This window comes from Pseudomonas sp. F-14 TE3623 (assembly GCF_053629015.1).
Genome location: NZ_JBRJHM010000001.1, coordinates 6379226 through 6394095, shown reverse-complemented (window position 1 = coordinate 6394095; position 14870 = coordinate 6379226). Strand labels below are relative to the sequence as shown.

Genomic DNA, 14870 nt, shown 5'->3' with positions numbered 1-14870 from the left:
ACCACAGATCCAATGTGGGAGCGGGCTTGCTCGCGAAAGCGGTGTATCAGGCAACATCAATGTTGACTGACACTGCCTCTTCGCGAGCAAGCCCGCTCCCACATTGGATCTGCGTTGGTTTTTGAACTGCGCTTTCTTGACCGATATCGAGGCAAATCCCACACCGCAAAAATCTTTGTTTATCGTCGTTCAATCAGAAAAAACCACCTGCCAAGCCCCCGCCAAACCCCAAATCACCCACACCAATCTGCCCTAGCATGACTCCACACACACGGTTTGGAGTGAACGCCATGACATACAAACATCCGCTGTTGTTCAAAGCACTTTGCTACGTCGACGGGCATTGGGTCCACAGCGACAGCGGCCACAGCGTCGCCGTGCATAACCCGGCCGATCAGGCGTTGATCGGCCATGTGCCGATGCTCGATCAGCCTCAGATCGTCACCGCGGTTGATGCGGCGCATCGTGCCTTTGCAGGCTGGCGCGAACAAAGTATCGATGCCCGTGGGGCGATTCTGCGGCGTTGGGCGGCCTTGATGCTTGAGCACCAGGAAGACCTGGCGCGCATCCTCAGTCAGGAGCAAGGCAAACCGCTGGCTGAGTCCCGAGGCGAAATCGCCTACGCCGCCAGCTTCATTCCGTGGTTCGCCGAAGAAGCGCGACGCCTGTATGGGCAGAACATCCCCAGTCATATTCCCGGCGCGCATCTGGGCACGGTCAAGGAACCGGTCGGCGTCTGTGCGTTGCTGACCCCGTGGAATTTTCCGTCAGCGATGATCACTCGCAAAGCGGCCGCCGCATTGGCCGCAGGCTGTACCGTAGTGATCAAACCGGCCCATGAAACGCCGTTTTCGGCATTGGCCCTGGCGCAACTGGCGGAGGAGGCAGGCTTCCCGGCTGGCGTCTTCAACGTGGTGCTGGGCGAGCCGCAAATGACCATGGAAACCCTGGTGCAGGACAACCGTGTGCGTTCGGTCAGTTTCACCGGCTCGACCCGCGTCGGTAAGTTGGTCCTGCAAGCGGCCGCTCAGGATGTGAAGAAGGTCTCGCTGGAACTGGGTGGCAACGCGCCGTTCATTGTCTGCGCCGATGCCGATCTGGAACTGGCGGTGAAAGTCGCGGTGGAGGCCAAGTTCCAGACCTCCGGCCAGGATTGCTGCGCGGCCAATCGGATCATGGTGCAGCGCTCGATCTACCCGGCGTTTCTCAATCGCTTCACCGCTGCGGTGCGCGAACTGCGGGTTGCCCCGGCGCTGGTGGGCAATCAAGAGCAAAGTGTTGACATCGGCCCGCTGATGCATCAAGCCGCGTTCGATGTCACCGCCGAGCGTGTTGAAGACGCGCTGCAACGCGGTGCGCAACGGCTGGTCGGCGGCGAGGCCCATGCCCTTGGCGGGTTGTTTTACCAACCGACGGTGCTGGCCGATGTCACGCCGCAGATGCGTATCTACCGCGAAGAGAACTTCGCGCCGATTGCCGGGGTGATGCCTTTCGACACCCTTGAGCAGGCCATCGAAATGGCCAACGACACCGAATACGGTCTGGCAGCCTACATTTGTTCCAACCGTCTGGACCTGATCTACCCCCTGATTCGCCGGCTCGACCACGCGATGATCGCGGTCAACGGCGTCAAGTTCACCGGCCACCCGATCCCGTTCGGTGGCATGAAAGCCTCGGGGCTGGGCCGTGAAGGCGGCACCGAGGGCTTCGAAGCCTTTGTCGAAACCAAATACTTTTGCCTGCACCATCAAGGCCAGTTCTAAGGCCAGTTCTCAGGAGACATGCCATGAACCAAGAACTCGATACGCTGTTCGAACAAGACCGCGCGCACTTCATGCACCCCTCGACCCACGCCCATGACCACGCCAGCGGGGCGCTCAAGGGGCGCATCATCAAGAGCGCGTCGGGCATCCGTATTCGCGACCATGAAGGCCGGGAATTCATCGACGCCTTCGCCGGGCTGTATTGCGTGAACATCGGCTACGGTCGCACCGAAGTCGCCGACGCAATCTACAAACAGGCCAAGGAACTGGCCTACTACCACACCTACGTCGGCCACTCGACCGAGGCGATCATCGAGCTGTCCAGTCGCATCATGGATTGGGCGCCGCAAGGGATGAAAAAGGTTTACTACGGCCTGTCCGGTTCCGACGCCAACGAAACCCAGGTCAAACTGGTGCGTTACTACAACAATGTGCTGGGCCGCCCGCAGAAGAAGAAAATCATCTCCCGTGATCGCGGTTATCACGGCTCGGGCATCATGACCGGCAGCCTGACTGGCCTGCCGACCTTCCATCAGCATTTCGATTTGCCGGCCGATGGCGTCAAACACACCGTTTGCCCGCACTGGTATCGCAAGGCTCCCGCCGGAATGGATGAAGCCGCGTTCGTGCGCTACTGCGCGAATGAGCTGGAAAAAATGATCCTGGCCGAAGGCCCGGACACCGTGGCCGCGTTCATCGGCGAGCCGTTGATGGGCACCGGCGGCATCATCGTGCCGCCAGCCGGTTATTGGGCAGCGATTCAAGCGGTGCTGAATAAATACGATGTATTGCTGATCGCCGATGAAGTGGTCTGCGCCTTCGGTCGCCTGGGTTCGAAGATGGGCAGTCAGCGTTACGGCATGCGCCCGGACCTGATCACCACGGCCAAAGGCCTGACCAGCGCCTATGCGCCACTGTCGGCGGTGATCGTCGGCGAAAAGGTTTGGGACGTGATCGAAAAAGCCTCCGAATCCCAAGGTGCAATGGGCCATGGCTGGACGTATTCCGGGCATCCGATCTGTGCCGCGGCTGCTTTGGCTAACCTTGATATTCTCGAGCGGGAAAACCTGACGGCCAACGCCGAGAAGGTCGGCAGCTACCTCAATCGCCGTTTGCGCGAAACCCTGGAAGGTCACCCGTTGGTGGGTGAAGTGCGGGGCGACGGCATGCTCGCTGCCGTCGAGTTCATGGCCGATCGTGAGCAGCGCACGCCGTTCGATGCGGCGTTGAAGGTCGGCCCGAAAGTGTCGGCGGCTTGTCTCGAGCGCGGCATGATTGCCCGGGCGATGCCCCATGGCGACATTCTCGGCTTCGCCCCGCCATTGATCCTGACCGAGGAAGAGGCCGACCTGATTGTTGATATCACCAAGGGTGCGATTGATCAGGTGGCCAGTGAGGTGTTGGGCTAAATCCCTGGACCTGTTGAGATCAGATGGGCTTTCTGCGTCGCCTGTTCAGGCCTCATCGCGGGCAAGCCCGCTCCCACAGGATTTGTGTTTGACCGCTATTTTGTGATCGACGAAGAACACTGTGGGAGCGGGCTTGCCCGCGAAGAGGTCCTGACAGGCACCAGAGATATCGGATCAGAAACAAAAAAGCCCTCGAACGATCACTCATCCGAGGGCTTTTTCATGTCGCGCGAAACCTGATTACTTCTTCAGGCCGTAATGCTCATCGAGCATGCCCGGCGCGTTCGGGGCTTTGGGGGCGTAGTCGCGAGGCGGTTCCTGATCGCGCGGTGGCGTCAGACGTTCCCGTGGAGCCTGCGCCGCGTCGGCGTGCAGGGCAGCCAGCAAGCGTTGGCGAGTCTGCTCGTCCAGGGCCAGACGGTTGGCGCCCTCGGCGAGGTGATCTTGCACTTCCTGATAGCTCTGAGTCAGTTTCTTGACCAGTGTTGCAGTGCTGTTGAAGTGGGTGACCACTTCGTTCTGATAATTGTCAAAACGTTCCTGAATATCATCCAGCTGACGTTGCGTGCGGTTAGGCGCGGCATTCGGCACCAGGCGAGCGATCAGGAATCCAATGGCGACACCCACAACCAGGGCAAGAGTCGGCAACAACCAAACTAAGAGCGAGTGTTCCACGAGTCCTTCCTCTATAAACGGCTTTGCTTTACGTTAACGGCTCGAACCTGCGCTGTATACCGCGATTCACTCGCAATAGAATTGGCACAGACAATTGGCTAGACGAGTCGACCCGATTCGAGGTCACGGAGTTCCTTCCTTGCTTATGCGCGAAACCCCTGTAGTGATTGATGGCCCGGTCGGTCAACTGGAAAGTTTGTACCTGGATAACGAGCAGCCGCGCGGCATTGCGCTGATCTGCCACCCGAACCCGGTGCAGGGCGGCACCATGCTCAACAAAGTCGTCTCGACCTTGCAGCGCACCGCGCGCGACGCCGGTTTGATTACTTTGCGTTTCAACTACCGTGGCGTCGGCGCCAGTGAAGGCACGCACGACATGGGCACTGGCGAAGTCGACGATGCCCAGGCGGCGGCCGAGTGGCTGAGAGCCAGACATCCTGACGTGCCCCTGACCCTGTTCGGTTTCTCCTTCGGCGGATTTGTTGCAGCAAGTCTCGGCGGACGCCTGGAAGCTAAGGGCGAACAACTCAAGCATTTGTTCATGGTCGCGCCCGCCGTCATGCGTTTGGGCGATCAGGATCAACTGCCGCAACAAGGTACATTGACCCTGATTCAGCCGGAAACCGACGAAGTCATCGATCCACAGCTCGTTTACGATTGGTCCGACGCACTCGATCGCCCCCATGAGCTGCTGAAAGTGGCAGAATGCGGACACTTTTTTCATGGCAAGCTGACCGATCTCAAGGATCTGATCCTGCCGCGTCTTTCGAATTGATTGCAGTCTGACAAGCGATTACCCATGACGACTCGTACCCGTATCCTCACCGGCATCACCACCACCGGAACGCCGCACCTGGGCAACTACGCCGGCGCTATCCGCCCGGCGATCATCGCCAGCCGTGACAGCAATGCCGATTCGTTCTACTTCCTGGCCGACTACCACGCCCTGATCAAATGCGATGACCCGCTGCGCATCCAGCGCTCGCGTCTGGAAATCGCCGCGACCTGGCTGGCCGGTGGCTTGGACGTGGACCGCGTGACGTTCTATCGCCAGTCCGACATCCCGGAAATCCCTGAACTGACCTGGCTGCTGACCTGCGTGGCCGCCAAGGGCCTGCTCAACCGCGCTCACGCCTACAAGGCCTCGGTGGACAAGAACGTCGAAAATGGCGAAGACCCGGATGCCGGCATCACCATGGGCCTGTACAGCTACCCGGTGTTGATGGCTGCGGACATTCTGATGTTCAACGCCCACAAGGTGCCGGTCGGTCGTGACCAGATCCAGCACGTGGAAATGGCGCGGGATATTGGTCAGCGCTTCAACCACTTGTTCGGCCAGGGCAAAGAGTTCTTCACCATGCCCGAAGCGCTGATCGAGGAGAGCGTCGCCACCTTGCCAGGGCTCGACGGTCGCAAGATGTCGAAGAGCTACGACAACACCATTCCGTTGTTCAGCAGCGCCAAAGAGATGAAAGACGCGATTTCGCGGATCGTCACCGACTCCCGTGCCCCGGGCGAAGCCAAGGATCCGGACAATTCGCACCTGTTCACCTTGTTCCAGGCCTTCGCTACGCCGGCACAATCCGACGAATTCCGCAGCGAATTGCTTCAGGGCCTAAGTTGGGGCGAGGCGAAGAATCGTCTGTTCCAACTGCTCGACAGCGAATTGGGCGAATCCCGCGAGCGTTATCACCAGCTGATCGAACGCCCGGCGGATCTGGAAGACATGCTGCAGATCGGCGCCAAAAAGGCCCGTTCGGTGGCGACGCCGTTCCTCCACGAACTGCGTGAGGCGGTTGGCCTGCGTTCTTTCGTCGCTCAGACCCAAGTCGCAGCGACCACCAAGAAGAAGGCTGCGAAAGCCGCGCGCTTCGTCAGCTTCCGTGAAGACGACGGCAGTTTTCGCTTCCGTCTGCTGGCGGCCGATGGCGAACAACTGCTGCTGTCGCGCAACTTCGCCGACGGTAAAACCGCAGGCCAAGTGACCAAGCAACTGCAATCCGGTCAAGCCTTGGACGTGCGCAGTGAAGACCTGAGCTTCAGCGTCTGGCTGGAAGGCGAGTGCGTTGCCGACAGTCCGGCCTTCGCCGACAGCGCTGCTCGCGATGCTGCCATCGGTGCTTTGCGCGTTGCCCTGACACCGGTTCAGGAATAATCAACGGCTCGGTCCGACCAAGGGCCGATTGCCATTCCCACGGGCCGTCGCTACAGTGACGGCCCGTTTTTGTTGCCTTGCTAACGAATTATGACGCCCCTAGAACGATATCAAGCTGATCTGAAACGCCCGGAATTCTTCCACGATGCTGCCCAGGAAACGGCGGTGCGTCATTTGCAGCGTCTGTACGACGATCTGGTCGCGGCCTCGCAGAACAAGCCGGGCCTGCTCGGCAAACTGTTTGGCAAGAAAGACCAGGTGCCGGTCAAGGGCCTGTACTTCTGGGGCGGCGTTGGTCGCGGCAAGACTTACCTGGTCGATACCTTCTTCGAAGCGCTGCCGTTCAAGGAAAAGACTCGCACTCACTTCCACCGCTTCATGAAGCGCGTGCATGAAGAGATGAAGACCCTCGGCGGCGAGAAAAACCCGCTGACCATCATCGCCAAGCGTTTCTCCGACGAGTCGCGAGTGATTTGTTTCGATGAGTTCTTCGTCTCCGACATCACCGACGCGATGATCCTTGGCACGTTGATGGAAGAGTTGTTCAAGAACGGCGTGACCCTGGTCGCGACGTCGAACATCGTGCCGGACGGCCTGTACAAGGACGGCTTGCAGCGTGCGCGTTTCCTGCCGGCCATTGCGCTGATCAAGCAGAACACCGAGATCGTCAACGTCGACAGCGGCGTCGATTACCGTCTGCGCCACCTCGAGCAAGCGGAGCTGTTCCACTTTCCGCTGGATGATGCTGCCCAGGAAAGCCTGCGCAAGAGCTTCCGGGCCTTGACGCCGGAATGCACGGCAGCCATCGAGAACGACGTGCTGGTGATCGAGAACCGTGAAATCCGTGCCGTGCGCACTTGCGATGACGTGGCCTGGTTCGACTTCCGCGAACTCTGCGACGGCCCACGCAGCCAGAACGATTACATCGAACTGGGTAAAATCTTCCACGCCGTATTGCTCAGCAATGTCGAGCAGATGAGCGTCACCACCGACGACATCGCCCGCCGCTTTATCAACATGGTCGACGAGTTCTACGACCGTAACGTGAAGCTGATCATTTCCGCCGAAGTCGAGCTCAAAGACCTCTACACCGGCGGTCGCCTGAACTTCGAGTTCCAGCGCACGCTTAGTCGTTTGCTGGAAATGCAGTCACACGAATTCCTGTCTCGGGCGCATAAGCCGTAGGAATTTTCTGACAATAAAAAGGGCCTGCATATGCAGGCCCTTTTTTGTGCGCGCCGAAGAACCCATGTGGGTGCGGGCTTGCTCGCGAAAGCGGTGTGTCAGTCGACATCAAGTTTGAATGTCAGACCGCTTTCGCGAGCAAGCCCGCTCCCACAGTTGATTTGTGTTGTTCTCTAGGGCTACGCCGCTTGCTGAAACTGCTGCCGATACTGGTTCGGCGACAACTCCGTGTGCTGGCGGAACAGCCGCGCGAAGAAGCTCGCATCGTCGTAACCAACTTCATAGCTGATGGTCTTGATGCTCTTGCGGCTGCCGGACAACAAGCCCTTGGCGGTTTCGATGCGCAGTCGCTGCAGGTAATGCAGCGGTTTGTCGCCGGTAGCGGTCTGGAAGCGCCGCATGAAGTTGCGGATGCTCATGCCGTGTTCGCGGGCCACGTCTTCGAAGCGGAACTTGTCGGCGAAGTGTTCTTCGAGCCAATGCTGGATCTGCAGAATGATCACGTCCTGGTGCAGCTTCTGCCCGCCGAAACCGATCCGCCCCGGCGCATAGCTGCGCTGCACTTCGTAAAGAATGTCACGGGCCACAGCCTGAGCCACGTTGGCGCCGCAAAAACGCTCGATCAGGTAAATGTAGAGATCGCAGGCCGAGGTGGTGCCGCCGGCGCAATACAGGTTGTCGGCGTCGGTCAGGTGTTTGTCCTGATTGAGCTGCACCTGCGGGAAGCGCTCGGCAAACGCATTGAAGAAACGCCAGTAGGTCGTTGCTTCCTTGCCATCGAGCAGCCCGGCCTCGGCCAGCCAGAACACACCGGTGGCCTCGCCACACAACACGGCACCGCGTGCATGCTGCTGACGCAACCACGGCAGGACCTGTGGATAACGTTTGCAGAGCGTGTCGAAATCGTCCCAGAAGGCGGGAAGGATGATGACGTCGGCATTTTCCAGGCCGCCGTCTACCGGCATGATCACGTCGCTGAAGCTATTCACCGGTTTGCCGTCGGGGCTGACCAGCCGGGTTTCAAACGCCGGTGTCAGGCCGTGGCCCAGTTGTTTGCCATAGCGCAGGCTGGCCAGATGGAAGAAATCCTTGGCTTGCATGAGGGTGGAAGCGAAAACCCGGTCGATAGCCAGGATGCTGACGCGCCGTAAGGGCGTGGAGACTTGGTTAGACATAATTCAACTTTATTCTTATAGGGGAAAGTGGTCACCAGACGGCTGGATCGTCTTATTTTTTGTCGGATGTGTCCAGTGTCCTGTATCGGAAGCGAGGCTTAGTCTCTAAAGGTCAATTCCGGCTAACAATAACCACAGGTGCCGCATGATCCCCAGAACCTTGTTCAGCTCCGAGCACGAACTTTTTCGCGACAGCGTGCGAACGTTCCTCGAAAAAGAGGCCGTGCCGTTCCATGGGCAATGGGAAAAACAAGGCTATATCGACCGCAAACTCTGGAACAAGGCGGGGGAGGCGGGAATGCTCTGTTCGCATTTGCCGGAAGAATACGGCGGGCTGGGGGCGGACTTTCTCTACAGTGCGGTGGTGATCGAAGAGGTCGGCCGCCTGGGTCTGACCGGCATCGGTTTTTCACTTCATTCGGACATTGTCGCGCCTTACATCCTGCATTACGGCAGTGAAGCGCTGAAACACAAATACCTGCCCAAACTGGTGTCTGGCGAGATGGTCACCGCGATTGCCATGACCGAGCCGGGTGCCGGTTCCGACCTGCAAGGGGTAAAAACCACTGCTGTGCTGGATGGCGACGAATACGTGATCAACGGTTCGAAGACCTTCATCACCAATGGCTTTCTGGCGGACCTGGTGATCGTCGTGGCCAAGACCGATCCGAAGGCGGGGGCGAAGGGCACCAGTCTGTTTCTGGTGGAGGCCAATACGCCGGGCTTCGCCAAGGGCAAGCGTCTGGAAAAGGTCGGCATGAAGGCTCAGGACACCTCGGAGCTGTTCTTCCAGGACGTTCGGGTGCCCAAGGAAAATCTGCTGGGCCAGGCCGGGATGGGTTTCGCTTACCTGATGCAGGAACTGCCGCAGGAGCGTCTGACGGTCGCGGTAGGTGGCTTGGCGTCAGCCGAAGCAGCGTTGCAATGGACGCTGGATTACACCCGTGAGCGCAAGGCGTTCGGCAAGGCCATCGCCGACTTCCAGAACACTCGCTTCAAACTCGCTGAAATGGCGACCGAAATCCAGATCGGCAGGGTTTTCGTCGATCGCTGCCTGGAACTGCATCTGCAAGGCAAACTCGACGTGCCGACCGCGGCAATGGCCAAGTACTGGGGCACCGACCTGCAATGCAAGGTGCTCGATGAATGCGTGCAGTTGCATGGCGGTTACGGGTTCATGTGGGAATACCCGATCGCCCGGGCGTGGGCGGATGCGCGGGTGCAGCGGATCTATGCCGGGACCAATGAGATCATGAAGGAGATTATTGCGCGGTCGCTTTGATGGCGTGGTGAGTTCGAGATCGCCTTCGCGAGCAAGCCCGCTCCCACATGAGGTCTGTGTCGATCACAAATATGTGTATCAACACTGATCAACTGTGGGAGCGGGCTTGCTCGCGAAGGCTTTTCACCTATCAATCAAGGAGCAGGATTCGGATGATCCTGGTGAATCGCCTCGATCCCAGCCAACACTTCGTCGGAAAGTTTCAGCTCGAAGCTGGCAATGTTGCTGTCCAGTTGCTCAAGCGTGGTGGCGCCAATGATGTTGCTGGTGACGAACGGTTGCTGGGTGACGAATGCCAGTGCCATCTGCGCCGGATCCAGGCCGTGTTCACGAGCCAGTGCCACATATCGGCTGCACGCCGCTTCCGATTGAGGATTGAAATAGCGGCTGAAGCGGCTGTAGAGGCTCAAGCGACCTTTGGGCGGACGCGCGCCACCTTCGTATTTGCCCGACAGGAAGCCAAACGCCAGCGGCGAGTAGGCGAGCAAACCACACTGTTCACGGATGGCGATTTCCGCCAGGCCGACTTCGAAGCTGCGATTGAGCAGGTTGTAGGGGTTCTGGATCGATACGGCGCGCGGCCAGCCACGGGCTTCGGCGAGGGCGAGGAAACGCATGGTGCCCCACGGGGTTTCGTTGGACAGGCCGATGTGGCGGATCTTGCCGGCCTTGACCTGTTCGTCCAGTGCTTCGAGGGTGTCTTCCAATGGCGTGAGGTTGACTTCGCTCGTGTGCTTGTAGCCCAGTTGCCCGAAGAAATTGGTGCTGCGTTCTGGCCAGTGCAACTGATAGAGGTCGATGTAGTCGGTCTGCAAGCGTTTGAGGCTCGCATCCACGGCCTGGACGATGTGCTCGCGGTTGTGCTTGAGGTTTTTGTCGCGGATGTAGTCGATGGTGTTGCCGGGGCCGGCGATCTTGCTCGCCAGGATCCAGTCGGCGCGATCGCCACGACTTTTAAAGTAATTGCCGATGTAGCGCTCGGTGGTGGCGTAGGTTTCGGCCTTGGGCGGCACCGGGTACATTTCGGCGGTGTCGATGAAATTGATCCCGGCGCTCTTGGCCCGTTCGATCTGGGCGAAGGCTTCAGCCTCGCTGTTTTGCTCACCCCAGGTCATGGTGCCGAGGCAGATTGCACTCACGTTCAGATCGGTACGGCCTAGCTGGCGATAGTCCATCGGGTGCTCCTTGGGCAAAACAATCATAAAAGCAGGTTGAAATATTTTTCGCAATCTGCATAATTGCGCACCTCTTTCTGCAGTGGAAGTGATGCGCCGCCGCCGAAGAATCTTGCCGTTGAACGGACGCGCCGACCCGAGCCCCCGAAAGCGTCTGTATCCGGCTGCCTTTGACTTGTCAAAGTACGCACTATTCAGTAAGATCCGCCGTCTAATTTACAGGGCGGCCCCTGAGGCTATAAAGAATGAAAACTTTTACTGCTAAACCGGAAACAGTACAGCGCGACTGGTTTGTCGTCGACGCTGCAGGTCAGACCCTGGGTCGTCTGGCCACCGAAATCGCGAGCCGTCTGCGTGGCAAGCATAAAGCTGAGTACACTCCTCACGTTGACACCGGCGATTACATCGTCGTTATCAATGCCGAGCAGATTCGTGTAACCGGTGCTAAAACCACCGACAAAATCTACTACTCCCACTCCGGTTTCCCGGGCGGCATCAAGTCGATCAACTTCGAAAAGCTGATCGCTAAAGCCCCTGAGCGCGTGATCGAGACCGCGGTCAAAGGCATGCTGCCTAAGAACCCGCTGGGTCGCGACATGTATCGTAAGCTGAAAGTCTATGCGGGCGCTGTACACCCTCATACTGCTCAGCAGCCCCAAGAACTGAAGTTTTAACGGAATAGTTCATTATGTCGGCGACTCAAAATTACGGCACTGGCCGTCGCAAGACCGCAACCGCACGCGTTTTCCTGCGTCCGGGTACTGGTAACATCTCCATCAACAACCGTTCGCTGGATAATTTCTTCGGCCGCGAAACTGCCCGCATGGTAGTTCGTCAGCCGCTGGAATTGACTGAGACTGTCGAGAAGTTCGACATCTACGTCACCGTGATCGGCGGTGGTGTAAGTGGTCAAGCTGGCGCAATCCGCCACGGTATCACTCGCGCACTGATGCAGTACGACGAAACCCTGCGTGGCGCTCTGCGCAAAGCTGGCTTCGTTACTCGCGATGCTCGTGAAGTTGAACGTAAGAAAGTTGGTCTGCGTAAAGCGCGTAAGCGTCCGCAGTACTCGAAGCGTTAATTCGCTTTCGCGTTCAAAAAGAACGCCCAGTTTCCTCGCGAAGCTGGGCGTTTTTTTATGGGCGCGATTTATCAGTGAATTGCGCTGTGACAACTTGCCACATCCGCAGAAGCCCTATACTGCAAGGCTTGGCAGTGGAGCCCCTCGGTAATTACCTTGTCAGAATTGGGGCTTTTCATTACCATTCGGCAAAATTTTTATAAGTTCAGATTTTTACTTAGTAGACGCCTGATTTAACAGGCCACAAAGCTGATGGGAGAGGACTGAATGAGCAATGACGGCGTGAATGCAGGCCGGCGTCGCTTCTTGGTAGCAGCCACATCCGTGGTGGGTGCTGCAGGAGCGGTGGGGGCTGCGGTCCCGTTCGTGGGGTCATGGTTTCCCAGTGCCAAGGCGAAAGCTGCAGGTGCACCGGTGAAAGTGAATGTCAGCAAAATCGAGCCAGGTCAGCAAATGATTGCTGAGTGGCGCGGCCAGCCGGTGTTCATTGTCCGCCGTACGGAGGAAATCCTGGGGAATCTGAAAAAGATCGAGGGCCAGCTGTCTGACCCGACCTCCAAGAACTCTACGCAACCGACCTATGTCGACCCGGAGACGCGTTCGATCAAGCCAGAAGTTCTGCTGCTGATCGGTATCTGCACTCACCTGGGTTGCTCTCCGACCTTCCGCCCGGAAGTGGCGCCTGCCGACCTGGGCAAGGATTGGGTAGGTGGTTATTTCTGCCCTTGCCACGGTTCCCATTACGATTTGGCTGGCCGCGTCTACAAGTCGCAACCTGCGCCTTTGAACCTGCCAGTTCCCCCGCATTCCTATGAGACCGATGACGTCATTGTCATTGGCGTCGATACGGAGAAAGCGTGATGAGCAAGTTCATGGATTGGGTTGATGCGCGCTTCCCCGCGACCAAAATGTGGGAAGACCATCTCAGCAAGTACTACGCCCCGAAGAACTTCAATTTCTTCTATTTCTTTGGCTCCCTGGCGCTGCTCGTTCTGGTCAACCAGATCGTTACCGGTGTCTGGCTGACCATGAGCTACACCCCGTCGGCGGAAGAAGCGTTTGCTTCCGTCGAGTACATCATGCGCGACGTCGAGCACGGCTCGATCCTGCGCATGTTGCACGCAGTCGGTGCTTCGATGTTCTTCATCGTCGTTTACCTGCATATGTTCCGTGGCCTGCTTTACGGTTCGTACCAGAAGCCGCGTGAGCTGGTGTGGGTGTTCGGCATGCTGATCTACCTGGCGTTGATGGCTGAGGCCTTCATGGGTTATCTGCTGCCGTGGGGCCAGATGTCCTACTGGGGCGCCCAGGTGATCATCTCGCTGTTCGGTGCGATCCCAGTCATCGGTAACGACCTGACCCAGTGGATTCGTGGTGACTACCTGATTTCCGGTATTACCCTGAACCGCTTCTTCGCCTTGCATGTGGTTGCGCTGCCGATCGTGATCCTCGGTCTGGTGGTGGTGCACATTCTGGCGCTGCACGAAGTCGGTTCGAACAACCCGGATGGCGTCGACATCAAGAAGCACAAAGACGAAAACGGCGTACCGCTGGACGGCATTGCCTTCCACCCGTACTACACCGTGAAAGATATCGTCGGCGTGGTGGTGTTCCTGTTCATCTTCTGCTCGATCGTATTCTTCTTCCCGGAAATGGGCGGCTACTTCCTCGAGAAGCCGAACTTTGAAGTGGCGAACGCCTTCAAGACCCCTGAGCACATCGCTCCGGTCTGGTACTTCACACCGTTCTACGCGATTCTGCGGGCGGTTCCGGACAAGCTCCTGGGCGTAATCGCCATGGGCGCTGCCATCGCTGTGCTGTTCGTCCTGCCATGGCTGGATCGCAGCCCGGTCAAGTCGATGCGCTACAAAGGCTGGCTGAGCAAGATCTGGCTCTGGGTGTTCTGCATCTCGTTCGTGATCCTGGGTGTGTTGGGTGTTCTGGCGCCAACGCCAGGCCGTACGTTGCTGTCGCAGGTATGTACCTTCCTGTACTTCGCCTACTTCATTCTGATGCCGTTCTACACCAGGCTCGAGAAGACCAAACCGGTTCCGGAAAGGGTGACTGGCTGATGAAAAAGCTATTTGCTGTACTGATTCTTGCGGCGATGCCTGTACTGTCTTTCGCATCGACATCGAGTGGCCCGGAGCTGGAAAAGGTCGATATCGACGTTTCTGACAAGGCTGCCATGCAGGACGGCGCACGTACGTTCGCCAACTATTGCATGGGCTGCCACAGCGCCAAGTTCCAGCGCTACGAGCGTGTTGCCGATGACCTAGGGATTCCTCACGAGCTGATGCTTGAGAAGCTGGTGTTCACCGGCGCCAAGATCGGTGACCACATGAACATCGGCATGCAGCCGGCTGACGCCAAGACATGGTTCGGTGCGGCGCCGCCCGACCTGACGTTGGTGGCTCGTGTTCGTGGCACAGACTGGCTCTACGGCTACCTGCGTTCGTTCTATGAAGACCCGTCGCGTCCTTGGGGCGTGAACAACAAGGTGTTCCCGAACGTCGGCATGCCTAACGTTCTGGTCGGCCTACAGGGTCGTCAAGTGGTAGGCTGTAAGCAAGTTCAAATCGTCGAAGACGGCAAGAAGCAATACGATCCGCTGACCGGCACCGCTTTGACCCATGAAGCCTGCGATCAACTGACTGTATTGCCGAAAACCGGCACGCTGAACGAAGAGCAGTTCGACGAGAAGGTCAAGAACCTGGTGACCTTCCTGGCCTACTCGGCCAACCCGGTGAAGCTGCAGCATCAGCGCATCGGTACCTATGTGTTGCTGTACCTGGCGTTCTTCTTCGTATTCGCTTACTTGCTCAAGCGTGAATACTGGAAAGACGTCCATTGATAAAGCTGTAAGCCATTGCTGTTAATCGCGCGCGCCCAGGGGCGTCTCTGAAGGTGTAACGAGTCTGGTGATCCAGGCGTTACGGGAGGCGCCCTCTGGGCGCGCGTGTTTTTCCG

General features: G+C 58.2%; 14 protein-coding genes. 11 read left to right on the top strand and 3 right to left on the bottom strand.

Annotation, left to right across the window (positions count from 1 at the left end):
- Positions 1–290 precede the first annotated feature (290 nt).
- Positions 291–1763 (top strand): NAD-dependent succinate-semialdehyde dehydrogenase, encoded by a 1473-nt coding sequence (locus tag AB7M29_RS29520; protein WP_454248574.1) that lies wholly within the window; start codon positions 291–293, stop codon positions 1761–1763.
- A 23-nt stretch (positions 1764–1786) separates the two neighbouring features.
- Positions 1787–3172 carry an aminotransferase gene (locus tag AB7M29_RS29515; protein ID WP_454248573.1) on the top strand — a complete coding sequence of 462 codons (1386 nt, stop codon included), beginning with the start codon at positions 1787–1789 and terminating at the stop codon, positions 3170–3172.
- A gap of 240 nt (positions 3173–3412) precedes the next feature.
- Here AB7M29_RS29515 and AB7M29_RS29510 read toward each other — a convergent pair whose 3' ends face one another.
- Entirely contained in the window at positions 3413–3847 is a 435-nt protein-coding gene (locus tag AB7M29_RS29510; protein WP_217854458.1) for a YhcB family protein, read from the bottom strand.
- A gap of 145 nt (positions 3848–3992) precedes the next feature.
- Here AB7M29_RS29510 and AB7M29_RS29505 point away from each other — a divergent pair, with 145 nt between their 5' ends.
- From AB7M29_RS29505 to zapE, 3 genes are all read left to right on the top strand, one after another.
- Entirely contained in the window at positions 3993–4622 is a 630-nt protein-coding gene (locus AB7M29_RS29505; RefSeq protein WP_048395377.1) for an alpha/beta hydrolase, read from the top strand.
- Between the two features lie 24 nt (positions 4623–4646).
- Positions 4647–6002, top strand: a complete 1356-nt coding sequence (locus tag AB7M29_RS29500) for a tryptophan--tRNA ligase (RefSeq protein WP_048395379.1) — start codon at positions 4647–4649, stop codon at positions 6000–6002.
- A gap of 90 nt (positions 6003–6092) precedes the next feature.
- The gene (zapE, locus tag AB7M29_RS29495) at positions 6093–7187 is read left to right on the top strand and encodes a cell division protein ZapE (protein WP_008004987.1); all 1095 of its coding nucleotides are present in this window, start codon (positions 6093–6095) and stop codon (positions 7185–7187) included.
- 179 nt (positions 7188–7366) lie between these two features.
- Here zapE and AB7M29_RS29490 read toward each other — a convergent pair whose 3' ends face one another.
- Entirely contained in the window at positions 7367–8263 is an 897-nt protein-coding gene (locus AB7M29_RS29490; RefSeq protein ID WP_173667540.1) for a GlxA family transcriptional regulator, read from the bottom strand.
- Positions 8264–8507: 244 nt separating this feature from the next.
- Between AB7M29_RS29490 and AB7M29_RS29485 the strand changes: the two genes are divergently transcribed.
- A complete protein-coding gene (locus AB7M29_RS29485) occupies positions 8508–9644 on the top strand; it encodes an acyl-CoA dehydrogenase family protein (protein WP_038981619.1) in 1137 nt (378 codons plus the stop codon).
- A 134-nt stretch (positions 9645–9778) separates the two neighbouring features.
- Here the strand turns inward: AB7M29_RS29485 and AB7M29_RS29480 are convergent, their stop codons facing one another.
- On the bottom strand, positions 9779–10819 hold the full coding sequence (locus tag AB7M29_RS29480; RefSeq protein WP_052966296.1) for an NADP(H)-dependent aldo-keto reductase: 1041 nt from the start codon (positions 10817–10819) through the stop codon (positions 9779–9781).
- Positions 10820–11064: 245 nt separating this feature from the next.
- Between AB7M29_RS29480 and rplM the strand changes: the two genes are divergently transcribed.
- From rplM to AB7M29_RS29455, 5 genes are all read left to right on the top strand, one after another.
- Complete coding sequence (gene rplM / locus AB7M29_RS29475) at positions 11065–11493, top strand: 50S ribosomal protein L13 (protein ID WP_007905295.1); 429 nt, start codon at positions 11065–11067, stop codon at positions 11491–11493.
- Positions 11494–11507: 14 nt separating this feature from the next.
- The gene (gene rpsI / locus AB7M29_RS29470) at positions 11508–11900 is read left to right on the top strand and encodes a 30S ribosomal protein S9 (protein ID WP_002555064.1); all 393 of its coding nucleotides are present in this window, start codon (positions 11508–11510) and stop codon (positions 11898–11900) included.
- A gap of 267 nt (positions 11901–12167) precedes the next feature.
- Positions 12168–12761, top strand: coding sequence for a ubiquinol-cytochrome c reductase iron-sulfur subunit (gene petA, locus AB7M29_RS29465; RefSeq protein WP_038981621.1), 594 nt, complete (start codon positions 12168–12170; stop codon positions 12759–12761).
- Entirely contained in the window at positions 12761–13972 is a 1212-nt protein-coding gene (locus AB7M29_RS29460) for a cytochrome b (protein ID WP_038981622.1), read from the top strand. Before petA ends, AB7M29_RS29460 begins: the two co-directional genes overlap by 1 nt.
- A complete protein-coding gene (locus AB7M29_RS29455) occupies positions 13972–14754 on the top strand; it encodes a cytochrome c1 (protein WP_217854450.1) in 783 nt (260 codons plus the stop codon). The genes AB7M29_RS29460 and AB7M29_RS29455 overlap by 1 nt, the downstream gene beginning before the upstream one ends.
- Positions 14755–14870 lie beyond the last annotated feature (116 nt).